The 23,799-nt window shown below is 52.4% G+C and carries 23 protein-coding genes, 1 tRNA gene and 1 pseudogene; 8 read left to right on the top strand and 17 right to left on the bottom strand.

Going from position 1 to position 23,799, the window contains the following annotated elements:
- Positions 1-92: 92 nt before the first annotated feature.
- The 6 genes from GS630_RS21770 to GS630_RS21745 all read right to left on the bottom strand — a co-directional run bounded on the left by GS630_RS21770 (position 93) and on the right by GS630_RS21745 (position 2,034).
- Positions 93-407 (bottom strand): hypothetical protein, encoded by a 315-nt coding sequence (locus GS630_RS21770; RefSeq protein ID WP_170517532.1) that lies wholly within the window; start codon positions 405-407, stop codon positions 93-95.
- Positions 404-559: a hypothetical protein gene (locus GS630_RS21765; protein WP_171621222.1), complete on the bottom strand. Its 156-nt coding sequence runs from the start codon at positions 557-559 to the stop codon at positions 404-406. Before GS630_RS21765 ends, GS630_RS21770 begins: the two co-directional genes overlap by 4 nt.
- Positions 552-716 (bottom strand): hypothetical protein, encoded by a 165-nt coding sequence (locus GS630_RS21760; protein WP_171621221.1) that lies wholly within the window; start codon positions 714-716, stop codon positions 552-554. The genes GS630_RS21765 and GS630_RS21760 overlap by 8 nt, the downstream gene beginning before the upstream one ends.
- Positions 709-1,767 (bottom strand): hypothetical protein, encoded by a 1,059-nt coding sequence (locus GS630_RS21755; protein ID WP_171621220.1) that lies wholly within the window; start codon positions 1,765-1,767, stop codon positions 709-711. The genes GS630_RS21760 and GS630_RS21755 overlap by 8 nt, the downstream gene beginning before the upstream one ends.
- Positions 1,760-1,921: a hypothetical protein gene (locus GS630_RS21750; RefSeq protein ID WP_170517544.1), complete on the bottom strand. Its 162-nt coding sequence runs from the start codon at positions 1,919-1,921 to the stop codon at positions 1,760-1,762. Before GS630_RS21750 ends, GS630_RS21755 begins: the two co-directional genes overlap by 8 nt.
- A 19-nt stretch (positions 1,922-1,940) precedes the next feature.
- Positions 1,941-2,034: transfer RNA gene (locus GS630_RS21745), tRNA-OTHER, on the bottom strand.
- Positions 2,035-2,499: 465 nt separating this feature from the next.
- Here GS630_RS21745 and GS630_RS21740 point away from each other — a divergent pair.
- The gene (locus tag GS630_RS21740; protein WP_171712247.1) at positions 2,500-3,474 is read left to right on the top strand and encodes an adenylate/guanylate cyclase domain-containing protein; all 975 of its coding nucleotides are present in this window, start codon (positions 2,500-2,502) and stop codon (positions 3,472-3,474) included.
- 85 nt (positions 3,475-3,559) lie between these two features.
- Here GS630_RS21740 and GS630_RS21735 read toward each other — a convergent pair whose 3' ends face one another.
- The 5 genes from GS630_RS21735 to GS630_RS21715 form a co-directional block, all read right to left on the bottom strand.
- Complete coding sequence (locus tag GS630_RS21735; protein WP_171712245.1) at positions 3,560-5,035, bottom strand: DUF2779 domain-containing protein; 1,476 nt, start codon at positions 5,033-5,035, stop codon at positions 3,560-3,562.
- Between the two features lie 105 nt (positions 5,036-5,140).
- The gene (locus GS630_RS21730) at positions 5,141-5,956 is read right to left on the bottom strand and encodes a 2-keto-4-pentenoate hydratase (RefSeq protein ID WP_216604518.1); all 816 of its coding nucleotides are present in this window, start codon (positions 5,954-5,956) and stop codon (positions 5,141-5,143) included.
- 239 nt (positions 5,957-6,195) lie between these two features.
- The gene (locus GS630_RS21725) at positions 6,196-6,996 is read right to left on the bottom strand and encodes an outer membrane protein (protein ID WP_171712243.1); all 801 of its coding nucleotides are present in this window, start codon (positions 6,994-6,996) and stop codon (positions 6,196-6,198) included.
- A 60-nt stretch (positions 6,997-7,056) separates the two neighbouring features.
- Complete coding sequence (locus GS630_RS21720; protein WP_171621531.1) at positions 7,057-8,640, bottom strand: sulfatase-like hydrolase/transferase; 1,584 nt, start codon at positions 8,638-8,640, stop codon at positions 7,057-7,059.
- A 41-nt stretch (positions 8,641-8,681) separates the two neighbouring features.
- Positions 8,682-9,134 carry a hypothetical protein gene (locus tag GS630_RS21715; RefSeq protein WP_171621530.1) on the bottom strand — a complete coding sequence of 151 codons (453 nt, stop codon included), beginning with the start codon at positions 9,132-9,134 and terminating at the stop codon, positions 8,682-8,684.
- Between the two features lie 201 nt (positions 9,135-9,335).
- Here GS630_RS21715 and GS630_RS21710 point away from each other — a divergent pair, with 201 nt between their 5' ends.
- Both GS630_RS21710 and GS630_RS21705 read left to right on the top strand, forming a co-directional pair.
- Complete coding sequence (locus GS630_RS21710) at positions 9,336-10,238, top strand: LysR family transcriptional regulator (RefSeq protein WP_171621529.1); 903 nt, start codon at positions 9,336-9,338, stop codon at positions 10,236-10,238.
- Between the two features lie 30 nt (positions 10,239-10,268).
- A complete protein-coding gene (locus tag GS630_RS21705) occupies positions 10,269-10,658 on the top strand; it encodes a nuclear transport factor 2 family protein (protein WP_171621528.1) in 390 nt (129 codons plus the stop codon).
- Positions 10,659-10,746: 88 nt separating this feature from the next.
- Here GS630_RS21705 and GS630_RS21700 read toward each other — a convergent pair whose 3' ends face one another.
- The 3 genes from GS630_RS21700 to GS630_RS21690 form a co-directional block, all read right to left on the bottom strand.
- The gene (locus tag GS630_RS21700) at positions 10,747-11,226 is read right to left on the bottom strand and encodes a hypothetical protein (protein WP_171621527.1); all 480 of its coding nucleotides are present in this window, start codon (positions 11,224-11,226) and stop codon (positions 10,747-10,749) included.
- A gap of 20 nt (positions 11,227-11,246) precedes the next feature.
- Positions 11,247-12,287 carry a PLP-dependent cysteine synthase family protein gene (locus GS630_RS21695; RefSeq protein ID WP_171621526.1) on the bottom strand — a complete coding sequence of 347 codons (1,041 nt, stop codon included), beginning with the start codon at positions 12,285-12,287 and terminating at the stop codon, positions 11,247-11,249.
- Between the two features lie 80 nt (positions 12,288-12,367).
- A complete protein-coding gene (locus GS630_RS21690; RefSeq protein WP_171621525.1) occupies positions 12,368-12,940 on the bottom strand; it encodes a DUF6512 family protein in 573 nt (190 codons plus the stop codon).
- Positions 12,941-13,169: 229 nt separating this feature from the next.
- Between GS630_RS21690 and GS630_RS21685 the strand changes: the two genes are divergently transcribed.
- Positions 13,170-13,598 (top strand): cytochrome c, encoded by a 429-nt coding sequence (locus GS630_RS21685; protein WP_253285976.1) that lies wholly within the window; start codon positions 13,170-13,172, stop codon positions 13,596-13,598.
- A gap of 418 nt (positions 13,599-14,016) precedes the next feature.
- Positions 14,017-14,433 (top strand): c-type cytochrome, encoded by a 417-nt coding sequence (locus GS630_RS21680; RefSeq protein ID WP_171621524.1) that lies wholly within the window; start codon positions 14,017-14,019, stop codon positions 14,431-14,433.
- Positions 14,434-14,587: 154 nt separating this feature from the next.
- Here the strand turns inward: GS630_RS21680 and GS630_RS21675 are convergent, their stop codons facing one another.
- Positions 14,588-16,291 carry an alkaline phosphatase family protein gene (locus GS630_RS21675; protein WP_171621523.1) on the bottom strand — a complete coding sequence of 568 codons (1,704 nt, stop codon included), beginning with the start codon at positions 16,289-16,291 and terminating at the stop codon, positions 14,588-14,590.
- 270 nt (positions 16,292-16,561) lie between these two features.
- Between GS630_RS21675 and GS630_RS21670 the strand changes: the two genes are divergently transcribed.
- Genes GS630_RS21670 through GS630_RS21660 form a run of 3 tightly spaced genes read left to right on the top strand, consistent with a single transcriptional unit; the run spans position 16,562 to position 21,378 of the window.
- Complete coding sequence (locus GS630_RS21670) at positions 16,562-17,557, top strand: HlyD family secretion protein (RefSeq protein ID WP_171181977.1); 996 nt, start codon at positions 16,562-16,564, stop codon at positions 17,555-17,557.
- The gene (gene rbbA / locus GS630_RS21665; protein WP_171621522.1) at positions 17,554-20,253 is read left to right on the top strand and encodes a ribosome-associated ATPase/putative transporter RbbA; all 2,700 of its coding nucleotides are present in this window, start codon (positions 17,554-17,556) and stop codon (positions 20,251-20,253) included. Before GS630_RS21670 ends, rbbA begins: the two co-directional genes overlap by 4 nt.
- On the top strand, positions 20,254-21,378 hold the full coding sequence (locus tag GS630_RS21660) for an ABC transporter permease (protein ID WP_171181972.1): 1,125 nt from the start codon (positions 20,254-20,256) through the stop codon (positions 21,376-21,378). It begins immediately after the preceding gene.
- Positions 21,379-21,764: 386 nt separating this feature from the next.
- On the opposite strand, the gene GS630_RS21655 is transcribed toward GS630_RS21660, so the two are convergent.
- Both GS630_RS21655 and GS630_RS22300 read right to left on the bottom strand, forming a co-directional pair.
- Positions 21,765-22,604 carry an SDR family oxidoreductase gene (locus GS630_RS21655; RefSeq protein ID WP_171621521.1) on the bottom strand — a complete coding sequence of 280 codons (840 nt, stop codon included), beginning with the start codon at positions 22,602-22,604 and terminating at the stop codon, positions 21,765-21,767.
- Between the two features lie 881 nt (positions 22,605-23,485).
- Positions 23,486-23,799 (bottom strand): annotated as a pseudogene (locus GS630_RS22300) (hypothetical protein); the annotation flags it as partial.

Raw genomic sequence — 23,799 nt, 5'->3', positions numbered from 1 at the left:
TTTTCCAGCAGTGTGGACGATGTGTCTGACGTAGGTCGTCAACGCGACAATGATCACGGCGGATAAGATCAAGCTGATATGCTCCGCCCCCATCACCAAGTCTTCTTCCTTGGGTCTTCGATCCCGAGGTCGTCGAACACGTTGCCGCTACCATCAGTGATCTCGACATCATCGTCGTCAGTCACTAGATCCCAGGTGTTCTCTTTGACCCATTCATCCCGCCATTTGGGCGCATCGGCCGGACGCTGTGCAAAATCGGCGATTTGCTCGAAAATCATTTTGCGCAATGCAAGCCAGACCTCCGGACCCTCTTTGCGACGAGCTTGCAACTCTGCGATCAAGTCATCCAGAGGAACATCCTGTAACGGGCGCCCGAAGATCTCGTCTTCTGAAAAATCATCTGTCATCGCTCAACATCCTCGACACTGATCGTCAAGACTAAGATCTTGTTCGGTTTTACAGTGATCTCTTTTCCTTCAATCTCTCGAAGTTTGCCGTTCACCAAAGTCTCGCAGACTACGAAAATTGGGATTTCCTCTTCTGAAGTCTCGTCACGCATCTGGCTCACCCTTCGGATCAGGCACCTTTCGCGACCGGATCTCATCCGAGGTAATCGACTTGGTTAGTGTTGCTCGACCGGCCGCAATTTCAGCCTCCCGAAGCCTAAGCAAACGCAAGGTTTGTTCATCCAGCTCAACGTCGTCGTCATCACCCATCAGACTTCTCCCGAGTACAGTAACAGTGAGAACAGAGCACTTGAGACCCGTCGGCTGTCCGAACGATGTCACCAACGTGGCCACACTCTTCACACGTCACACCGCATCGAAATTCCATCCAGTCAGCGTACTCCTGAATGAGATCGTGGTAACGACTGAAACCGATGGAAATCTTGCCATCCTGGCCTTTCTTAATATCCGAGATCTGGATAGTTCGAGGGTCCAGTGCCCTGAAATCCTGACTGAAGAAAAGCTTGTGGAGTGCTTGCGAAATCATGACGAGCCAGCCCTTTCCGACAGCAGGAACAAGAGATGCGCAATCCGGAGAAACGAGGTCTGGATAGTTTTCCACAATGTCCAGCCTCAGGCTGTCGGGCCAGGATTCTTCGGCGCCCTCAAATCGCCGCCGCAGAGCATCATTGTAGCACCAGCTGCAAAGCGTCGTCACAAACCCAAGGACGTTCTGACGTTGGGCAGAATTAGAACAACCTTCACAGGTTTGCTCAATCTGATCGACACGCCATTGAATCTCTTCACTCGTAGCCTGGTTGCAGCCCGGGCCCTCATAGACGCGCAAGCCTCCCCATTTCTGTTTGATCTGAACGATGGACGGGCGTTCATCACCAAACAGGTCGGGCTGCTCGTCGATCAACCTCTTCACTTTCTCAAGTGCAAGCGTAAGCTGCTCCGCCCACCCGGCACGATGCTCACCAAGCTGCTTGAAGACGCTTCCATGAATATCGTTCCAGTCGACAACACTGCTCATCACTGACCTCCGGGCGCGCGCCTCTTTGAGATCGTGTGAAACCTCCGCCATAGCAATCATCATACGGTCGACCACTTCGCGGTCATCACACTCGACATGCAGAAACTCGGTCGACCATGTGACGTCAGAGACGCGCGGAGCTGGGTAGTTGTGCGCCATCACCAAACGCATGTCTTCGGCGTACCAGGCGTCAAATGAGCGGAGATCATTTGGAGCTCCATGGTCCTCGATCACACCTCGAACCTTTTCCCGGAATTCCTTCCAGTTCTTTTCGACATCATCCATCAGTCACATTCTCCAGAACTTGGTCTTGTTGAGATGGAAGACCCCTCTCGAGATCTGGCAAGCCGGACCAGCCTTCGGGTGTGCGTCCGAGGCTCTCCTCGACCGATTGTTTGATGTCTTTGAAATCAATTGCGTTCGTGACGTCGCCCGCCATGTCAGACACCTCCTGAGGATGGTAGGAGGCGTCGGAATCGAACCGACTCGTGCACTCTAATCTGGAGCAATTACAAGGATATAAGCCTCGCCCGCATACCAATGCTGCCTCCCACGGATTTTGCGTGGGTTATCGACCTCAGGCCGATATTCGATGGCAGTGGATGCGTGTGAACGTCATGACCGCAAGCTGAACCAGTTCGCATAACCATGTCAAGACGGAGCGTGCTGTACTTAGAAATTCACCGCGTAGTTCTGGGAACCTTCTAGCTTAGCGTGTGCCCGATACACTGATGCATGTTATTTTGCTGGTCAGTACAGCGTCGAGTAGCTCTCAGACAGCGAAGCGATTCGATACCCTGTAATCCGGAATCGAACTCAGAAACTCCGTCGATAGTTCGCTCTGAACCGACGCGCGTCTTTTTATCTGCGTCTGATGCGCTCCGTTCTGGAGAAATACAAAAGTCTTGATCTGACCAAACCTCAGCGGCAGCATTGACCTGCATCTTTCGAAAAATGGAGATACCGGTTGCAAGACCTTGTAAGTCTCATTCCATTTAGCGTCTCGAGTAATTTGTGATGATACGTTCCTCACCTGAATTGCTGGCAGTTTCGAGGCGTTGGTATGAAATACTCAGAACAAAGAAGAATACTGACGAGTTGCAGGATTTTTTGTCGAAAGCAGATGAACTAAGGTTCGTTGGGACAGGCGAAGGTGAGTTCTGGAGCGGGCAAGCAGTTCGCGATGGGGTTAGCGGATTTTTTGCGGAGATCCCGGCACCCGTCGTTTTCGAAGAAGTTGAAGCTGAGGCCTTCGAAAACGGAGAAACGGGATGGTCATCCTTCGTCCACAAGATTCAGTTTGTCGGCTTTGATGAAGCCGTCTTCTACCGCACAGTTCTGATTTTTGTCCTGGAGGGAGCAGCCTGGAAGATCATCAATCGCCACGCTTCAGTGCCAACTCCAAATATTGAACTCGTGGGTAAAGAACAGCTGGCCATCCAAAAACTGGTTGATGCTGCGCGTGAAGATGGACCCGATCTGATCCAAACCGAAGGTTTGGCTTCAGTACTTTTCACTGATGTAGAGGGCAGTACAACGTTGGCGGAGGCGTTGGGCGATCAGCGTTGGTCGGTGCTGATCGAAAACCACTTCCAAATCTTGGCGGCGATCATTGAAAAGTATCATGGCCAGTTCGTGAAATCCCTTGGAGACGGAACGTTGTCCGTCTTTCCGTCCGCGAAAGAAGCACTAACGGCCGCTATTAAGATTCAGGGGGCCATTGCATCGGCATCCGCGGAGCCATCCTTCGGTGTTCGGATTGGGATTCATACTGGTGATGTCGTGCAATCTCGTGGAGATTTTTTCGGTACGGTGGTCAATAAAGCGTCACGCATAACGACCGTTGGTGCGGCGGGCGAGATACTTGTTTCAGATGCGACTCGCGCCATGGTCGGAGGACGAACCGATTTCTCATTTTCTGAAATAGAACCCAGACTCCTGAAAGGTCTACGCGGTCACCACGTCTTGTATCGGTTGTATTGGCAAGATTAAGTGTTGGGGGCGCCATAACTCCGGCAAATCGCCTAGTTTCCTAGGGGAGCAGCACCGCCAGTTGTTTTGAGGTTCGCAGCACACCTCACATCGCCAGCAATTCCCGATGAATTGCGACCATCGCCCAGGTGTCGCGCGTGCAATACGCCACAAGATCAGAATAGACCTTCTCGCGCGCTGAATCATCCGGTTCGGTCAGTGTTACGTCCTTCCAAAGGCGAGACGCGCTCGCCCCCTCTCTGATGTCCAGATCATCGTATGAAATTTCTAGCAAAAACGCTGGAAGGACGGCCTTGATAGAGGCGCTTCCCTTGAACGCGGGATCGTTGATCACTTCATCCGCAAACGGCTCCATAAGATCTACAACCCGTGCATTTAGACCTTCCAGAAACTCTGCGTGCTCTGGATAAGTCTCCGCCATTTCCGTATTGCGCGATTTCTCGAACGGCGCATACCAAACCACTAAAGAGCCAACGTCTCCTATGTCCTCACGAAGCCTTTTCAGCAAGGCTGGCATCGGGTTACTGGCGTCTCGGTGGAGATACTCCCTGTGCTCAATTTCTCCGCCAGGCTCATGCTGGATATGCAAGGAATACTGGAAAGCCACTTGCTGATAGGGACGCGTTCCGTCCCAGGGTGGCACCAAACTCTGAGACGTCTCGTAGTCAAAATAATAAACCGGATAGACAATCTCGCTCAGAAACCTGCTCAACTCCTGATGATCGATTGTGCGCCCACCATTCGCCGTGGCTCTCAAGTAGCGTTGCGTCGACTTGCCCAATACAGATGGATCGCTGATCTCGTCAATCTTTGTGATCCCGTCTGCGATGAGTTCTGAGGCTTTTTCCGCATTCATGAACGGAAGGCGGTGGATGCTGTCCGGCGCGATTGGAGGGTCTAGCTTCTCGCGGATCTCCAGCCATTCACCGTAGGATTTAAGGCGCGCACGTTCGGGGGACGGATCAGGCATCGTACCGCTGGCAACGACGCTCAATGCCTGATCGATACGCGTGCGTGTTTTTTCGAGCTGCTCAGTCACCGCATCCGTGATGTCAGTGATGCTGACAAGCTCTTGCGGATTGATTTCGCCATTTCTGATGTAATCACGGTTCACATGTGCGACTTCGCATCGCGCAATGGGGAACCCGGCTGCCTCAAGCACGACACGCTGGAAAGCGAGATCAAAAGTGTGCTCGGGTTTTGCAGATGTCGCGCTCTTGATCTCTGTCAGAACGTACTCATCGCCGCTGCGGCTCACGATGTCGGAGATGCAAGTTATGGTTCCATCTTCATAGCGTCCCTGTGCCACGGCGTTTGCACCATCTTTCCAAACCTCCAAAGTACGCGCGGGCAGAGCCTGGTATTCTGAAAAATCTGAAAAACCGAGGTGGACGAGATCACCAAATAGCGCCTCCGCGTAGGGCTCAAACGCGTGCCCCTCGTCAAAGCGCGCCTGCAATGAGGGGTCAATCGGCGGCAACAGATGCTTGGCGTGCTTCTTGATCCATAGCCAGGCGGGGTGCCTGAGAAACATCATGTAATCTGATTTGGATAGCATCATGTAATTTGCATCCCAGAATTGATGAAATAAGTGGAAGACCATCATGGTCAGCTATTGAGAGCAACTTTTCTTTGGTGCAGTCGGCGTCACCACTCTACCAAAGCCTCATGTAAATCGTACCGATAGCTCAGTTTCCATCACGCCACCAAAACCAGCTGACCATTCTTCACCCGGAGACACTGGCCATGCGTCTGTCAAAGTGCCGGTTGTAACCAGCTCGCCTCCCCGAAGCTGGTCGGCTTCGGAGAGCAGAGACACTAGATGAGCCAAGACTTCAATTGGGCCGCCGAGCGCGTTTTCACCTTTGCCGGACTCGATGGCCTCGGCACCCTTGAATAATGCTAGTGGCACTTCGGCCAAGCCGGTCAAAACATCATGCGTAGCCTCGATTTTGTCGCCAAGAACAAGGCAGCCGTGCAATCCTTGTGCTGCGATTGAATCTTCGACCGAGAATTTCCAGCCGGGATAAATCGATTGCACAATTTCAAATCCTGGAGCGACCCACTCCACGCAACCTGCCAACTGCTCATTGTTCATTTCAGCCGTCGGCGCATAGCCAAGGCCGAGTACGATTTCTGGTTCGATTCTCGGTTCTGAATACCTTGCCAAGTTTACCGGCTGATCAGTCGAAAACAGCCCATCTGAGTGAACCTCTCCCCAAATGGGTTGATCTACACCATAAACAGGCCAAATCGTGCGGTTCGTGAAGCCGACCTTCCGGCCAACTCTCTTTTTGCCCTGTAGCTCTCGGACGCGACTTGCAATCGAATATGCTTCATCCAGCGTTAGCTGTTCGGCCTCTGAGGACAGTTTAGATATCTGCTGGGCAGAGGTCAGGGCATCAGCGATTGACTTAGCGCTTGCTTCAATATCTCTTGTCATATTCGCATTATACGCGCCGACGGCTGGATTGCGATGCAAGCAAGGTTTTGAAGAATCGGGATGGTGATCTCCGCCTAAGTCTAGGTTCAGGATCTATGAAGTGTCTCGAACTTAAACGGCAGTTTCTACTATCCGCGGATTTTCGACACAATCGGGGCAACGACTTAGTTGTGGACTTTGCAGTTTGTCAGAAAACGGCAAATACCCGTGCGATTTTTAGCGTGACGCTTCACATTTGTTAATCGCCACAACGAACTTGCTTTTATCTAGACCCAAAATCAGAACCTGAATTTGACTCCAAGAACCGGCCCGTGCTGATCGACGTCATATTCGAACGGCCCCGTGGACAGCGTGTCGCTGTAGTCCATGCTGAAATATCGCCACCCAAAGAACAGCGAAGTTGTCTCCCACGGACGCCAATCTACACCAACATTGGCTCCGATTTGCAGGTCGTTGCCGCCTGCGCCAAAGCCGCCAAGTTCCAAGGATGCAATTGCAGTCCACCGCTCGTTAAGCACCCAAGTGCCGCGTGCACCGATTACCGGTTCCCACCAGCCTTCATCGCCGCCCAACACAGGGATTGGTGCCGGAGATGTTACTGTAATCTCCTGACGCAACGAGTTGTAGCGCGCGCCAGCCTGTAGATCGATGGCGTAGCGCTGCCCGTTACCCCCGATTGCGTCAACGGCCTTGTACGCTGCATATAAACCCAGCCATTCTTGACGAATATCAGCGCTGAACGAGGCGCTTCCAGGTGTGGGCAAGCTGCCATCGGCTTCAAGCGAAACATAGTTGGCGTCAATTATGAAACCCCAATCGGCGCGCCAGGCTTCGAATCTACCGGCTGCGGCGAAATCAAGGAGTTCCAGTGCATCGCCAAAATCGAGATCGAGTGGAACGGTTGTTCCTGCAACCGTCGAGTCTCCCTTTGTTCTAACCGGTAGAAACGCGTAGATCGAAAGGGTGTGGCGCCATTCTGTTTCACTCTGGCCGCTGAGGGGAATTGCCTCGGATTGGGCGGCCGTACCAACGCTTTGAAGCGCAATGGTGATGGCAGTATTGAGCAAAGTGGTTTTCATTGTCTTGTCCTAAGAATGGAAGCGAAGCGGGCCATCTCAGGGATGACCCGCCAACCTGTTTCAATGACCTTCGGCGCTGAGGCGGGCCTCTTCTGGGGTCATTGGGGCGCGGTGCGGGAACTGCTCTACACGACCCATGTGCTGTTGCAGGATCTGCTGCATTGGCTGCACCACCCATAGACCTGGATAGAGCGCGCCATACTTCTCGCCGGGATCGCGCATGACATTGTAGAAATCCATGCCAGGCAGACCGCCGTGCCCCTCGGTGATGTGGATCTTGTGATCTTCGAAGCGGAAGGCTCCAAGCGTGTCGGCGCTGTAGTGAGCCATGAACTGGCGACGTCCGTGGCCTTCACCGTTCAGCAGAAGTGAAGTCTGGTCCACACCGTCGGTGATCCGGTCGTCGGTGATCAGATCCATCGCACCACCGATACGCGCAGCCGTGGTAAACCAATCGGTCACGTGCACAATATCCGTCGGATGCTGACCTGGCTTGATCATACCCGGCCACCAAGCCATTACTGGCACGCGCACACCACCTTCTAGTACGTCCCCTTTGGCACCACGCAGAAGCGTGTAACCGGCGGTTGGCCAGAAGGCGTACATTGGCCCGTTGTCGCTGGTCCATACAACCAATGTATTCTCGGCAATGCCCTCAGCCTTCAGCGTCGTCAAAAGCTGATCGACATGCTGGTTATGCATCGCCATGAACGACGCTTGGCGATTGTTCTTGTCCACGTGATCGGCGTCTGCAAACTCTTGGCTTGGCGCAATCTGCTGCGCGTAGGAAGCCCAGTAGATGTAGAAGGGATTCTCGTCGTTGGCGTGATCTTTTACGAATTGGGTGATCTGAGCGATGGACTCGTTTTCAAAGGCTTCTTGACGCTCGGGGGAAAGGTCACCTGCAACGCCTTCGATAGGAGTTCGTCCCTCACCCTTGCGACCGACATAGCCACCGATGGACAGGTCGATCCCTGTGAGTTCCTCGTACTGGTCGTAGCCGGGGAAGTCAGCAAAAGGGAAAGTTCCGTTCGGGTCCTCGAATGAGGCTTGCCAGTAGTCCGGAGCACCGTTGAAGAGGCCATAGTAGGCATAGTCATAACCTTGGTTCTCAGGCGCGTGTTCAGGCAGGTCACCGAGGTGCCATTTGCCCCACATGGCAGTGTTGTAACCTACTTCCGAAAGAATCTCGGCAGTGGTGACTTCTTCAGGAGAAAGTCCCTCCACCGAGCCAGGCCAAAGCACGCTCAAAAGGCCCGTGCGCACAGGGTGTCGACCGGTGTTGATCGCAATCCGTGTGGGCGTGCATGAGGGCTCAGCATAGCCCGACCAGAAGCGCATTCCTTCAAAGGCCATCTGGTCGAGAGCATCCGAGGGTGTTCCGCGGTGCTTACCACCACCTTGCCAACCCAGTTCGCCCCAGCCGACATCGTCGGTCAGAATGTATATGATGTTGGGCTTCTTGCCGAACTTAGCTTCCAGCTCAGCCAGCTTGGCGTCAATGGCTTCGTCTTCGGCAGCCCAAGCGGCAGCGTTACGTTCAGAATGAGCCATGTGGGGACCATCGGGTTCAATAGCGAGGGTAGATTGGACCCCGGCGAAGAACAGGGCCGTAGTAAGCCCAAGTTTGTGGGGAAGATTCATCGTATTGCCTCCTAGAAATGAGCTAAGTCGGTGAGTTCGGGTTAATCGGAGCGTGGTTTTGCCAGGTCCGACAAACGTGCAAGTTCGTCTGCCAAAAGACGCGCATCGACTGCTTCAAGAGCGGAGAGCTCGGCATCTTCCATCGCAACCAACGCGAAGTCCAATGCCAGAGCTGCGTTTTGCTCAAGTTGCGCGGCGCAACGATCTGCGAGATGGGCATCGGCCCGTGTTTTGGTTGAAACCAACTGCGCGCGCGCCATTTCGGAGCGCTCTGTTAGACGTTCGGCTAGGTCTTGCCAGGCCACTGCGATCTCGCTTTCAGTCGATTGAATGCGCGACTCCATTTGGCTTTGATGCCTTCGAAGAGTGTCTTTGAGCGCCTTGATACGCTGCTCGCGCCTGTCACCGGTTTCGGCGAAAAAGGCTTCTGCTCGCGCCTCGACATCACCGATCAGGATCGACAAATCCGAGAGTCGTTCAGATAGTTTTGTCACTCCGGTTCCTTTCTATTTTGTTGTCCAGAAAGGCAGAAAACAAAGCTCTCCCGGCACCTGCCAAAGGGGTTCGGGCAGGTCTGCGCTTGGATCCTGATTTCAGTTGACTGGTTGTATTGCTGCCACTGGAGTTGCACAACGCATGCAATTAAATCAATATCTCAATTAGAATAACTAAAATTCTAAAAAGGAATTTTATAATTGGATCAACTTGTTGCAATGAGCGCCTTTGTGCGAGTCGCCCAGAATAAGAGCTTCCAAGAAGCTGCAAGGCTGGAAGGTATGGCGCAGGGCACCATCAGCAAAAGGGTCGCAGCGTTGGAGAAACATCTCGGCACACAACTGCTGCGGCGCAACCAGCGCGGCATCACTCTAACTGCTTTGGGGGAGACCTATTTCGAGAGCTGCCTCCAAATCCTTGAAGACGTTGACGCGGCGGATTCCCGCATTCGAACCGATGCAGGAACACCCGCTGGCACAGTGCGCCTTTCCATGTCACCTGTTCTGTCGCGCCTGGTGATCGCCCCGCTTCTGGTCGCGTTTTGTCGGGAATATCCCGAAATACGCGTCGCCTCGTTTCTGACCGAGGATCACATCGATATCATAGGTGAGGGTATTGATGTTGCTGTTCGCGCACGACACATGGAGGACTCAGCACTCGTTGCATCACGCCTATCCTCCAACCCTCTGATCCTGGCAGCTGCGCCTTCGTATCTGGAACAAGCGGGACGGCTGGATCAGCCCGAAGATTTGGCCAATCATGAATGTCTCGTATTCTCACGTATGCGCGCGACACAAACATGGCGTCTAACTAAAGGGCGCAAGGAGCGAGACGTAGTGGTGGCAGGCGGGTTTGCAGCCGATCAGGGCGACACGCTTGTTGAATATGCGAGAAACGGCGCCGGGATCGTAATGATGCCGGAGTGGGTGATGGCGAAAGAACTGGCAAGCGGACAGCTTGAGCGCGTTCTGCCGGAGTGGGAACCGCCAAACATCCCGCTACACATCGTGTTTTCTACCAGCGCGGCTGTACCCCTGCGCACGAGGCTGCTGATCGATTTCATCCGGCGCGAAGTGCGCAGCAAAGCTCTACTCCCTCGCTGAGTGCCAGCACTGTTTTGATGCAGATCATGGTTGGAACACCAGAAGGAGCATCAATATCTGTTGCAAGGTGATGAGGTTACGGTCGAAAGGATGTGCATGAAATTCTCCGCCAGATGGAAAGCCGCCTTTGACGCTCGCGATAGGCAAGCATTTGAAGCCATGATTCACGACGACTTCGCATTTGTCCGCCATCAGCTTGGAAAAGACCTGCACAAGGCCGAAATGGTAAACATTTGGTCCGCTGACGGACCAAGACCGGTACGCCGGAACTATCGCATCGTTTATGAGAACGACGATATTCTCGTCACACACCAGTTCATGGTATTTCCCAGCGGCGACAAGGAGTCAGTGATGGTGGTGATGCTCCTAAAGGGCGGACAGTTGTATCGGATGGAAACTGGCGCGACACCGATGGTTTAGGAAATCGCCGTCGAACAGATCAAGCTTGATCCAAAAGTTCTGGCCCACCAGGCCAGGCGCGTAAAACAACCGCTAGCGCTGCGCGGGCTTACTCTGGCGCCGAACCAACGGTTAAAATCTTCCCATTGCTCCAAACTAGCGCCTCGTAACAAACCTCGGCTCCTGCGCCTCCGCACCAACCACCGTCTCGTCCAATAAGCAGTATACGGTCAGGCCCCCAGTCAATAAGACGCCAACCCGTTGCCTGCCACGACATGATCTCACCGTCGACGATAAGACTGAGCATGCAACCCCCTGTTCCGCAGTACATAGAGGCAGCAGAAGAGCAGGAATACTGACTTCCATCTACGAGTTCAGCCTTAGCCGTGCCAAACTGTGAGCGCAGCTCGATCTCGGTCACAGCGTCACCCTGATCAAACTCTCCATTCTCGAAGTCTTTGCAATCAGCAGCCGCGCTTTCGATGATCCGTTGTGCTTCCTGAGAGGAGGCCAAAACTATTGTGGCGCAAAACAACACTGCAACCATTGATGCCAGAAGCGCAGCAAACGCAAATTTCGCCTTTTTCATTTTGTCCTCTTCGTTTGAATTCAGTGATATCCCGCCAAAATAGCTTCGTAAGAGGCGGTTTCGCCGAAGTTTTCCATCACCCATTCTGGATCGTAGTAGGTGTCGAGATAACGGTTTCCGTCGTCACACAGAATAGTGACAATGGAGCCAGATCGTCCGGCAGCCTCCATCTCTTGCGCAATTTGCAAAGCCCCCCAAAGGTTTGTGCCTGTTGATGGGCCCGCTCGCCGCCTGATCCGATCTTCAAGCCAGAGCATAGTCGCAATGCTTGCCGCATCGGGCACTTGGATCATCCGGTCGATTACATCTGCCAAAAATGACTTTTCCACCCTGGGACGTCCGATACCTTCAATACGACTTGAACAGGGGCGGGTCAGGGTCCTGTCTCCAGTTTGAAAGCTATCAAAAAACACTGAGTTTTCTGGGTCCACAACAACCAATTCACTATTAAAGCCTTTGTAGCGAATGTACCGCCCCAGCGTTGCTGAAGTTCCGCCAGTTCCCGCGCTCATCACAATAACCGATGGAATTGGATGTGGCTCTCGTTCCATCTGACGGAAAAGGCTTTCTGCAATGTTGTTGTTGCCTCTCCAATCCGTCGCTCGCTCGGCGTAAGTGAACTGATCCATGAAGTAGCCACCGACTTCAGCTGCCAGTTCAACCGAGGCCTGGTGCATGTCCGGCGCCGTATCGACGAAGTGGATTTCCCCACCTTGGAACCGGATTAGGTCGATTTTGCTCTTGGCGGTAGATTTTGGGAGAACCGCGGTAAAAGGCACTCCGATCATACGGGCGAAGTAAGCTTCTGAAACGGCGGTGCTGCCAGACGAGGCTTCTATTACACGTGTCTCTTCCCTTATTTTCCCGTTTACAAGCGCATAAAGGAAAAGCGAGCGTGCCAGCCTGTGCTTGAGGCTGCCAGTGGGATGTGTACTTTCATCCTTGAGATAGATGTCTACGCCCTTCAGCCCCCGAACGGGAAGCTTGAAAAGGTGCGTATCGGCAGAGCGGTGAGCATCTGCATTGATCTTGGCAATCGAATCCGAAACCCAACGGTCCATGCCTCTACTCAAACGCCCTGTTTAGGGCCCGTCAAGCTTGGGAAAACCGTCTTTGAAATTCATGGGGATGCAAGCATGCGTCACCAATAGGACCGATTGTCCATCCAACGGGCAGGAATACCTATCGTGCCAGATTGTGCTTCAATGAACAGCCAGTGATTAAAAGGGAAAAATGTTAGGGTACTATAGACGACGACTTGAACTCCAAGGAGAACCAGGCCGAATACATGAATGAGTGCAGGTATTTGATCTTCGTAAGCAAGCAGCAGAATTGACACGATCTGGCCGATGCAAATTGCTGCAACAAATATTCCAATATCAATCAACAAAAAGTTGCGCTCAAGTATCGCTGTGTATGCTGTGAATACTATTACAATCAAAATAGAAGTAATTGCGAGGCTAACTCCTTTAGCACTAAATACGTCCCTTCTTGTAAGTCGGTGTGGAAGCGGCATTAGGCAGGCCCAAAACAAGCCTGGCCAAAAAGCCAGTTTTAAGTGTTCCCAAATTGACTCGTTGACAGCTGCCACAAGCGCCATTGGCGTCCAACTTCCAAGCAAAACAAATGCAAAGTGCAGCCCGGACCCAAGTACGATCATTAGGACAGCCCCTATCGCTTCGAGCCAAACTATTCGGGACGAAGCTTCCAGCATGTTTGGATCTCCCAATCCTGATTGTTGAATACTCTGCTTAGATTCTCAAAAGTGAAATGCCCGCAGACATAGAAGGTCTAGAAATAGCTTTCACCCCCCTTGGTGAGCGGCAATGTCCAAGTTCTTGTAAGAGTCTGTAAAGTTGACCCTTCCTGATTTTTAACCCCAGTTGCTGTCATTGCCAGGTGCTACAATAGACCGTAGGCTGGATTAAAAGCCGGGGTTGAGCATGCACGATAAAAGGTGGGTTATATTATCGGTTGGATTTATTGCTCTGGCCACAGCGTCGTGTACAGATTTGTATCCTGACGCCGATGTCATGCCCACTCGCGCTGATGGGGCAGCCTTTTTCTCAGAAAACTGTACTTCTTGTCATGGTGTGGATGGTAGAGGCGGTGGCCCGGCAAGCAGCGGTCTTTCCGTTGCGCCAACAGATTTGACAACATTGAGCGCGAAGAACGGAGGCACTTTCCCTCAAGCACGGGCCCTAAGCTACATCTATGGCGACCCAGGAAACAGCCATCTTGCTCGGGTTATGCCGGAATTTGGCGGGGAAATGGCGGAAGACCTGGTTCCGGTTGAAATCGAGGGTGTCTTGACGCCCACCCCGCGCGAGTTAGCAGGGTTATTGTTTTTCTTAGAAGGCATCCAACAGTAGATTGGTGTTCTTGGCGTTAGGTCAGTAATTGATCGTTTGCCGGTGTTCTGGACTTGCACCTTTTTTGACCCGGTGACAATTGCAGGCCTAGCATTGTGAAGCGCCGTGTTCTGCTAGGCGTAAGCAGTCACTCAAAATCATTTGGCCGAATTGGCGTGTCGAGTCCAATTCTGGCAGACTGCGAGGTGACATATGATTTATGTCAAAGAGCCGAGCGCCTTCACATGCTAAATTTCGAATGTTAAATAGTGAAGCTGTTCTGAGCTCGTTGCTGCCTGTCCCCATAAATCGGTTTTGGGCCACAGGATAGTAGATGTTAAATTGTAAAGGACCGACGTTGACCGGGGGAAGATGTCGGTCCATTTCTGTTGTAGTAAACTCTCGTGTTGCAAAGGACCTCCGGCTTATGAGGCACTTTATGATCGTTGCAAGCATGGGCATTAGTTCGGTTGCAACGACGTCTGCGGCCGATGAGTTTTCGGACCTTGGCAAAAACTTCTTTGTTGAGCATTGCGCCAGATGTCACGGAATCGATGCATCTGGAAAAGGGCCTGACGCAGCTGATTTGAAAACTGATCCTGCTGATTTAACAAAGATTTCCGACCGTAGGGGAGGCGTGTGGCCCATGTTGGAGGTCATGTCGATCTTGGACGGTTATTTGAAAGTTCAAGAACCTCGCGATGACATGCCAATAATCAACGAGTTGAACGACGGCCCTACTGTCGAATTCGATACGGGGAATGGTTTGGTTACGCGTATTCCTTCCAGACTAATCGAAGTTGCTGAGTATTTGGAGAGTATTCAGTCTCCGAAGCCGGAACGATATGTTCCGTGAAGGTCTGCTTCGCATTTATGTATGCTAAAGAATGCTACGTTGGGCGGTTTCCGTAGTCGCCAAGAAGCAACGAATATGAGGATCGCTTTGTGGACGATGTCGTCGCGGTCTGGCCTAGCGTGCTTCAGTATCAGGTCTCGCGCTTCACAGCGGTCTAATCCAAGACTTCTTGTAGTACCTCACCGCTCGCACCATTAGGACGTGCCGTGCTCAATAATGCTGACAGTGTGGATGCGAGAGCAGTCGTGCAAACACGGCGTGCGACCCGTTGCGGTTTTAAGTTCGGTCCAGCAAAGATAATCGGCACATGTGTGTCACCGCGCCACGGTGACCCGTGGGTGGATGTGACAGACAGACCATCGAAGTCCGCGATGAACCAGCCGGGTTTGAAGATTACGTATATGTTCCCGGATCGGGTGGGGTGGTAGTTGTTGCGGACCAAGCGCATGATGTCGGTATCGGGCAGGAGGTTTGCTTCGATAGCCGTACTGGGGGCGGCGAATGCCACATCGGGAAAGGATAGAAGCTCTTCTGCAATAGCTGACTCCAGCGTGGGTAAATCAATATCACTGCGAGCCAATACTTCGGGGGCGATATTGAGATAGGGGTGATTATAACCCTCAAGCAATTTCCCGGTGATCCCAAACCGCTCCTTAAGCCTGGCTATCTGTTCCGTCGGGTCCCATGTGTCCGGAGCAACAAGGCCAGTTCGGATGCCAACACTCTCTAAATAGCCCGGCGCATCGGTGGTGCCGTGGTCCGCCGATAGAACGATCAAAACGTTTTCCAGCCCAATCCGTTCGTCAATAAACGCGAAGAGATTCATGAGAGTCTGATCGAGGCGGTATATCGTGTCCTCGGCTTCAAGACTGGAGGGGCCAAACACATGGTTGACGTAATCCACGGACGAGAAGCTAATCGCCAGATAATCCGCTACCGCGTCTTGCCCGATATCCTCGGCATCAATCAATCGTTTGGCAAATTGCGCCGTCAGATCGTCACCAGCGGGACTAAGCGTTAAAAAGGTCGTAAAGTAGGGATCTTCCAGCGGGTCAAACCCATTTTGCGCCGAAGAATAGCGATGAGGAAAGGTTGTGCCGAACCCGGCGACATCCGTCTCCCATGGTTGGTTGTCACGGTCGCCAAAGAGATAGGCTTCCTTTGGGTGCATCAATTCCCAAGAGGTTCCTTCAAAGGAGGCGCTTGGCGATGCGTCATTCCAGGCGGAAACCCAATCCGGGTATTTGTCGTAATAATACGAGCTTGTGACAAAACGGTTTGCGGCTTTTGAGAACCAGAAGGCTTTGCCGCTTTGTCCCGCCATTGTAATAGCCCCACGGTCTTTGATTGAAACTCCAAAGACCTTGGCCGCACCAGCAGTGGAAGCGCTTAATTCGTCCGAAAGAGTTGTAACAAGCATAGCGCGTGGTGACCGCCCATCTGTGCCAGCTGCCGCCTGTGTTGGGTCAATTTCAATGTCGTCATTGACGCCAGCGCCATCTCCAAGGAGCGGAGCGGTGCTGTCTTCAACGTTGTAAACAAGGCGGTCTAGGGTTGTGTCGAACCAAATGTTTCCGATCATCCCGTGCACTGCCGGTGTTGCCCCGGTGGCCAATGTGGCGTGCCCGACAACAGTCTCTGTATTGGCATGGCAATGATGGGCGTCCACATAGTGTACACCGTTTTCAAGTAAATACTTAAGGCCACCCTCCCCAAGATTCTCAAAGTAGCGTGTCGGTAGATCGCCCCGAAACGCGTCAACGGTCAGCTGCAAAACGAGACGAGGAGGTTCTTGTGCATACGCAGGAGCGACTGCAACCAACCACAAAGACAAACAAGCTCTTAGTGTTTTGGTCATAGTGTTTCCTTTCGCTGTATTGCGCAGCTGGTTAGCGGCGACCGCAATTGCGCGTTAGAACAACCCGTTTCAATACCAAACTGATAACAAAAACGCTTCAAGTCTACTTCTTCCCACCTATCGCGAAAGAGCCTGCAACACCCAAACCGGTGTTCATACAAACAATTGCTTGGCACTGAGGTGTCCGGGTCGGTTTTGATCCAAAACAAGGCTTTGAGTCTTTTAAGACACTAAACTCTGCGCCAGAAACCCTGTTTCAGGTGAAACGCTATGACCAAAAGCCTATCGGTTTTTCTTATTTTGGCTGGTTTAGTAATTGCTGGTGCGTTGCTGTATGTCGTTGTTGCCGAGGATGGCGATGAATTGCCGGTTGGGTTTGTTCAAGGAAACGGGCGGGTTGAAGCGGAACAAGTCGAAATAGCACCAACTAATGCAGGTCGGGTTGCGAAGGTAACGGCAACAGAGGGCAGTATGGTTGCAGCCGGTCAAATCCTGGCCGAAATGGACATAGACGAGCTATCTGCGGCCCTGGATCGGGCTAGAGCCGAAGTAGCATTGGCAAATCAAACAAAGGCCGAAGCAGAAGCGCTCGTTGTGCAACGCGAAAGCGAACAGCGCAGGGCTGAGCAAGAGCTTGATCGTGCCACGGCGTTGCTGGCAGGACAAAATATCTCCAAAACTATTTTTGAAGATCGCGATACCACTCATAAAGTTGCTACAGCAGTACTGGGCGCCGCCAAAGCCCGAGTTGCAACCGCAGAAAGCCGTATTGCAGCCGCTGAGGCAGAAGTGCGCAGGATCGAAGCACAGATTGAAGACAGCGCTCTAGTGGCACCTTTGCCCGGACGCGTGCTTTACCGGCTTGCAGAACCCGGAGAGGTCGTTGGCGCGGGCGAACCAATCCTGACTATTCTTGGCCTTGAGAATGTTTACATGGAAGTTTTTCTTCCGGCGCGTGAAGCCGGACTTTTGCCCATTGGAGCTGAGGCTCGCATCGTGCTCGACGCTTTGCCGGAATATGCGATACCTGCATTCGTGAGCTTTGTTTCTCCCGAGGCACAATTCACTCCCAAACAGGTCGAGACCCTGGATGAACGGGAGCAACTGGTTTTTCGCGTTCGCGTCCGTATCCCAATAGACTTGGTTGAAAGTCGGATCGAGCACGTCAAAACCGGTCTGCGCGGTGTCGCGGTGATCCGGCTTAACCCAGCCGTTGCTTGGCCTGAGACGCTGGAACAACGCATCCCAGCAGAGCTTTTCGAATGAGAGTAGAGGGTGAAACCAGCGATATTCGAATTTCAGGTGTTACGCACCGCTATCGTAAGCATGTTGCACTGGATTCTATTTCGTTGGAACTGCCAGGCGGCCAGCTTGTGGGCTTTATCGGGCCGGATGGGGTGGGAAAGTCTACACTGCTTGGTTTGATCACTGGCGCAAAGAAACTGCAATCCGGCAATATCGACGTTTTAGGCGGCCCGATCGGCAATTCTGGCCATCGACACAGGATTTGCCCAGCCATCGCTTTCATGCCGCAAGGGCTGGGTCGAAACCTGTACCCGGAGCTGTCTGTGCGCGAGAACCTCGAGTTCTTCTCAGGTCTCTTTGCTCAAGGGCATTCAGAGCGGGATGACCGTATCGTAGCGCTATTGGCTGCGACAGGGCTTGCGCAGTTTGAAGACCGTCTGATGGGCAAACTCTCGGGTGGGATGAAGCAAAAACTAGGCCTTTGCTGTGCTTTAATCCATGACCCCAAACTTTTAGTTTTGGATGAGCCAACGACCGGGGTCGACCCGTTGTCGCGTCGGCAGTTCTGGGCTTTGATTGATGCAATCCGAGCAAAAAGCCCCGAACTGTCGGTATTGGTTTCAACGGCGTACATGGAAGAAGCCGACGGTTTTGACCGGATTGTCGCGATGGACGCGGGTCAAGTCATCTTTCAGGGGAAGCCCGCCGAATTGAAAGGGAGTGATGACGACCTCGAAATTGCATATCGGCGTCTGAGATCACAGGAGTTGCCCGTCCAATCGGAGGGGAAAAACAAAACGAATGTGCAGATCGAAGCAAGCCCAGTGATAGTTGCGCGTGGACTGACACGACGCTTTGGTGATTTCACGGCCGTAGACAACGTCGACTTCACAATCAATCAAGGAGAGATATTCGGGTTTCTAGGATCAAACGGTTGCGGCAAGTCCACGACAATGAAGATGTTGACTGGCTTGTTACCTTCCAGCTCAGGTGAAGCACTGCTGTTTGGCAACCCTGTCGATGCATATGATCGAAAAATGAGGCGTGAAATCGGCTACATGAGCCAGGCCTTTTCCTTGTATGGCGAGTTGTCGGTCCATCAGAACCTACAATTGCATGCGCGGATATTTGCAATTGCCGACCGAGAACAACGTGTTTCGGAACTCACTGAGCGCTTTGGGCTCGAGGAACACCGGCATACGTTGGCGACGGCACTGCCCCTTGGGATCAAACAGCGACTGTCGCTAGCCGTAGCAGTGATCCACCGCCCGCGGGTGCTAATTCTCGACGAACCAACATCCGGTGTGGATCCAGAGGCGCGCGATTCCTTCTGGGATTTGCTGATTGAGCTCTCTCGAAATGAGTCGGTTACAATCTTTGTGTCCACTCATTTCATGGGCGAGGCGGAACGCTGTGATCGCGTTTCTTTTATGCATGCTGGTAGAGTTCTAGCGGAAGGTACTCCGGCTGAACTGATCGCTATTGAAGGGGTGGAAAGCCTTGAAGACGCTTTCATTTCGATATTGGAAGCAGCAGAAAAACCAGTCTCTGTTGTCGCGCCAGAAGTAGAATTTGGGACTAAATCCCAAGCCAGTCGAAGGGATTTCTCTCGTGTATTGGCATATGCGCGGCGCGAAACCGTTGAAGTAGCTCGTGACCCGGTGCGTCTGGCTTTCGCGTTTCTGGGTTCTGCTATTCTAATGTTAGTTTTTTGCTTTGGAATTACGCTGGATATAGATGAACTTGAATTCGCGGTACTTGACCTTTCTCAGGGGCCGGAGAGTCGTGCTTATTCGGCTGAATTCGCCGGATCGTCCTACTTTAAAGCCACATCGCCGCTGCAAAGCGCCAGCGAAGGGCGCGACCGTCTAGTGGCAGGTGAGGTCTCTCTGGTTGTTGAGTTGCCACCTGACTTTGACCGAAAGATGAGTACGGGTGAACCGACCCAGATACTTGCAACTGTAGACGGCGCTATCCCATTTAAAGGTGAGACGGTTGAAGGTTATGTTTCCGGATTGCACCAATCATTTCTCTCGGAATATGCCCATAGCAATGGCAAAACCCAGATAGATATTGCCCGGATCGAACCCCGGTTTCGCTACAATCAGAGCTTTGAAAGCATCGCCGCGATGGCTCCGGCAATGCCTGCTATCTTACTGATTATGTTGCCAGCTGTTTTGACTGCTGTAAGCGTAGCAAGGGAACGAGAGCTGGGGTCAGTTGTCAATTTCTACGTGACACCAACCACGCGGCTTGAATTTCTAGTCGGCAAACAAATTCCATACATTTTGATCGCCTACGCAAATTTTCTGCTTTTGGCCGGAATGACAGTTTTTCTTTTCGGGGTACCGTTAAAAGGAAACCCTTTCCCTTTGGCTGTTGGCGCCCTTCTTTACGTTTGGGCAACAACATCCTACGGGTTGTTGATCGCCACAATGACATCCAGTCAGGTGGCCGCCACGTTTGCAACTGCCATCGCCTCAGTTGTCCCAACAATCCAGTTCTCAGGTCTGTTGCAACCTGTTTCAACGCTTGAAGGAGGCGCACAAGTGGTTGGCTCTCTTTGGCCTTCCTCATATTTCCTACACCTAAACGTTGGAGCCTTCACTAAAGGTTTGGGGTGGGAGGCCCTTGCGCCAGACATTCTGGCCCTCGCCTGCTTCGGACCAGTTCTGACACTGATCGCAGCCCTATGTCTTCGGGCGCAGGAGAAGTGAATGCAGCGCTTCTACTGCATATTCTGGCTAGGCTTGAAAGAAGTGATGAGCCTGCGCCGTGATTGGGTGATGATGGCATTGTTGGTCTGGTCGTTCACGCTGGCCCCGATCATGGAAGCAACGGGAGTGGCAAGTTCTGTAAACAACGCCTCGATAGCGTTTGCGGATGAAGACGACTCGCCTCTTTCTCGATCACTTGCCACAGCGTTTTTCCCACCAGAGTTCCAACCGGTCGTCCTAATCGAACCCGGAAAAGGACCAGCGTACATGGATGCTGGGCGCTTTATTTTCGTTGTGGCTGTGCCCCCCGGATTCGAAAAGGATCTGCGCGCAGGGCGCAGTCCGGAGATTCAAGTTCTTATTGACGCAACCGCTATGGAACAGGCCGGTATTGGTGCAAACTACATCACCAGTATCTTGAGCGCTGAAATACATCGCTATGCAATTGGTATCGATCTAGTGGATGCTCCCTCAATCAGTGTCATCCTTAGAAGCGCCTTCAACCCAAATAGAGATACTGTACGTTTTGCTGGTATCGTTGCTTTGATCGGCCAGATCATGTGGCTCACAACTATATTGACCGGAGCGGCAATGATTAGAGAGCGAGAGCACGGGACTATTGAACATCTCCTTGCCATGCCGCTTGCCCCATTTGACATAGCTATTGCTAAAATTTGGGCGAATGCAGCAGTGGTTTTGGTAGCGGCTGGTCTTTCACTAACATTTGTGATGCAGGGTTCTTTGGGTATTAGTATCGCTGGATCCAAGATGTTGTTTTTGGTTGGCACGGCGTTGTTTCTTTTTACTGCGACGGCGCTTGGGGTGTTTCTGGCAACCATTGCACGCTCTATGGCGCAGTTCGCGCTTCTGGTCATGTTGATTGTGCTGCCAATGCTAATGCTGTCAGGTGGCGAAACCCCAATTGAAGGTCAGCCGGCGTGGTTGCAGGCAGGTACTTTGGTTCTGCCGTCACGCCATTACATGTCAGCAAGTCAGGCTATTGTTTTCAAAGGCGCTGGTATTGAGACTGTCTGGCCGGAATTCGTTTGGATGACGTTGTTGGGAATTGCTTTGTTACTAATGAGCCTACGGCTTTTTCGGCGTTCTCTTGCGCAGATCAGCTAGCAATCCAACTTGTTGGCTGTGACAGATTGGAGCGCTAGCTTCAATGTCTCTAGTCATATCGGCATTATGTGGGCCGACGGCTGGATTGCGATGCAATCGAGGTTTTGAAAGGCCATAGTCGCAAACTCAAAGGTTTGCACTGAAAGTGTCGAAACCTTCTGAATCAAATGGGCAAGTCCAAGGCGTTCAAGCGACAAAATTCTCCGCCCGTTTCTGAACCGAAGTTTTTTTACGCCACAACGGGTACACACAATAGAATTGGACAGGCCAGATGAGACTGTTAATGAGGTTCAATTATGGTGACAGGCGACAGGCTGTCGGCAACTGTAAAGCTGGCGGCATTCTTCAATCGCTAACTTGTCGTGATTGTTGGGCTATGGCGATGATCAGCCAGGCTTCGCCATGAAGTCCGCGAACGCTTTCTTATAGTCTGGATGCCATCGGCTGAGAGGTGGGCGATTTTCGATGATGTCTCCCACGCTCCAAGCAATGCGTTTCTCATCGATATCGCGTGAAACGTCATTGTCGGGGCAAAGGATGTAGAAATCCCCTCGGTTCACGCTTTCAACAAAGAAGTCGACCGCCTGCTCAGCGGTCCAGGCGGAGGCAGGCTTCTCGGGCGCGGAGATCATGCCGGTATAGACGAATCCTGGGACCAGAAGATGCGCGGTAATCTGATGACCTGGGCCCGTTCTGAGCTCGTGGGACAGTGCCTCGGTAAAGGCTTTGAGAGCCGCCTTGGAGACATTGTAAGCCGGGTTACCTGGCGGTGTCGTGATGCCTTGTTTGGACCCTGTATTGATGATTGCGCCTGGTCTGCCACGAGCGATCATGTTTGGCGCGAAGACCTGGGTGCCGTGGATCGGACCCCATAGGTTTACACCCAGCATATTGTCCCAAGCCGCGGCGTCGCCAACTGTCGATGAATTGCCTCCGACACCGGCATTGTTCATCAGAATATCTGTCCCTCCGTAGCGGTCTGCCACCATCCGCTCCAACGCCTCTAACTGCGCACGATCACGGACATCTGTCTCAGACGTCATTACATCGGCCGCGCCAGCGGCAGACACTATGTTTGCCGCGGCCGCCAGTTTCTCGGTGTCTCGATCAACAATAACAATGCGCATTCCCATTTGCGCGAACTTCACTGCGGCGGCGAGGCCAATGCCGGAAGCACCCCCGGTAATCACGGCCACAGAGTCTGAGGTAAATGCGGGGTGTGTCATCGGCTAAGCTCCTCCTAAGCCCGTGTTGGATCGAAAGGTCCGGAAAATCCAGACCGGCCTGGTGATATTAGGCGGCGTCGGCAACGTTAGTCTTCAGCTTGATAATACCTTCCAAACCGTAGGCGGTGAATAGCGCCTAGGTCGCCTTTTCTGCTTGTAAGCTTATCGGAATGACGGGGTCTGCCATGCCACTCTTGTCCACTTCATTTTGGAGTTTTTGCTGCCCAAGCGTGGTTTGGGTTGAGTTTTGCCAACTAGAATGCACTTTTGATTGAGTTTTGGTGCGTTCAAGTTGATCGAGCTACGCTAAGTCAATCGACAATTGAGCGCGTATAGTGAACCGTGCAAACTTTTGGGCGAATCGTGCAAACTTATGGGCGACGACACCCAGATTTTCTGAATAAAATCAATGATAGGAATGCAGCGTTACGCGCGTCCCTACATCGTTTGTGGATGATGACAGAAAAACAGATTATCTGGATGCTACTGGATTTTGTTCCTCTTGCGCGGAAGAACGGCGGCGGCAAGAAGAGGATTATTGGGACGACTAGAACCTAACATTGCGGGTTGAGGCTGTGTGTATGGAGTTTCATCAAAACCATACCGCCTTTTTAGTTCCCTGGTGTCTTAAGAAGGACGTCGTTTCAGGTTCATTGCGGACAACCTTTGGAAAATTTCTGCAATCAAGTATTGAGACATGCGAGCTTATATATACTTATAGCTGTAAGGCACTGGCTTTGGCTCAGTTTTGAGAGCACCTAACGACAGAAGCCAGAGTGCTTTCGAGTCGGAGTGCATGATTTGCCCATAAGATTGCGTGCTAAAGAAAGCCCATCGAACAAAACAGCTCCAATGACTTATCTGCAATGCTCAAATGCAGCTTACTCCCAATCGCCAGCAGACGAGCGCCACGTTTTAGCGTCCGCATCCCAAGTACTGGCGCTGAAGCAAGGCGTTGGGTTTATTCCGTCGCAATTAGAGCCATGTATATCTGCGACGACAACGCGTTGACGCCCAAAATCAATGACCGTCCAGCCTTGGTTGAGCAACGAGTGCACCTCCTCTTCAATCAAGAAGTGCGAGACGCATCCGCCAGTTCCGCAATATAGAGATGCGGCGCTTGAACACGCAAAACCAGACTCATTCAGAACCCAGTCGGGTTGTAGATCTCCGTCGAGATCGACCCTCTCAACCG

It is taken from the genome of Ruegeria sp. HKCCD7303 (assembly GCF_013111185.1).
In the GTDB taxonomy this organism is placed as follows: domain Bacteria; phylum Pseudomonadota; class Alphaproteobacteria; order Rhodobacterales; family Rhodobacteraceae; genus Ruegeria.
Note: the sequence above shows the minus strand (reverse complement) of the source record. Positions and strands in the feature narration are given on the sequence as shown.

Coding starts and splice junctions, on each gene's coding strand:
- GS630_RS21680 (WP_171621524.1), top strand. CDS start 14,017: ATGATCGTTGCAAGCATGGGCATTAGTTCGGTTGCAACGACGTCTGCG.
- GS630_RS21740 (WP_171712247.1), top strand. CDS start 2,500: ATGATACGTTCCTCACCTGAATTGCTGGCAGTTTCGAGGCGTTGGTAT.
- GS630_RS21700 (WP_171621527.1), bottom strand. CDS start 11,226: ATGAAAAAGGCGAAATTTGCGTTTGCTGCGCTTCTGGCATCAATGGTT.
- GS630_RS21675 (WP_171621523.1), bottom strand. CDS start 16,291: ATGACCAAAACACTAAGAGCTTGTTTGTCTTTGTGGTTGGTTGCAGTC.
- GS630_RS21765 (WP_171621222.1), bottom strand. CDS start 559: ATGCGTGACGAGACTTCAGAAGAGGAAATCCCAATTTTCGTAGTCTGC.
- GS630_RS21655 (WP_171621521.1), bottom strand. CDS start 22,604: ATGACACACCCCGCATTTACCTCAGACTCTGTGGCCGTGATTACCGGG.
- GS630_RS21660 (WP_171181972.1), top strand. CDS start 20,254: ATGCAGCGCTTCTACTGCATATTCTGGCTAGGCTTGAAAGAAGTGATG.
- GS630_RS21695 (WP_171621526.1), bottom strand. CDS start 12,287: ATGGACCGTTGGGTTTCGGATTCGATTGCCAAGATCAATGCAGATGCT.
- GS630_RS21770 (WP_170517532.1), bottom strand. CDS start 407: ATGACAGATGATTTTTCAGAAGACGAGATCTTCGGGCGCCCGTTACAG.
- GS630_RS21720 (WP_171621531.1), bottom strand. CDS start 8,640: ATGAATCTTCCCCACAAACTTGGGCTTACTACGGCCCTGTTCTTCGCC.
- GS630_RS21750 (WP_170517544.1), bottom strand. CDS start 1,921: ATGGCGGGCGACGTCACGAACGCAATTGATTTCAAAGACATCAAACAA.
- GS630_RS21735 (WP_171712245.1), bottom strand. CDS start 5,035: ATGATGCTATCCAAATCAGATTACATGATGTTTCTCAGGCACCCCGCC.
- rbbA (WP_171621522.1), top strand. CDS start 17,554: ATGAGAGTAGAGGGTGAAACCAGCGATATTCGAATTTCAGGTGTTACG.
- GS630_RS21760 (WP_171621221.1), bottom strand. CDS start 716: ATGGGTGATGACGACGACGTTGAGCTGGATGAACAAACCTTGCGTTTG.
- GS630_RS21725 (WP_171712243.1), bottom strand. CDS start 6,996: ATGAAAACCACTTTGCTCAATACTGCCATCACCATTGCGCTTCAAAGC.
- GS630_RS21685 (WP_253285976.1), top strand. CDS start 13,170: ATGCACGATAAAAGGTGGGTTATATTATCGGTTGGATTTATTGCTCTG.
- GS630_RS21690 (WP_171621525.1), bottom strand. CDS start 12,940: ATGCTGGAAGCTTCGTCCCGAATAGTTTGGCTCGAAGCGATAGGGGCT.
- GS630_RS21755 (WP_171621220.1), bottom strand. CDS start 1,767: ATGGATGATGTCGAAAAGAACTGGAAGGAATTCCGGGAAAAGGTTCGA.
- GS630_RS21670 (WP_171181977.1), top strand. CDS start 16,562: ATGACCAAAAGCCTATCGGTTTTTCTTATTTTGGCTGGTTTAGTAATT.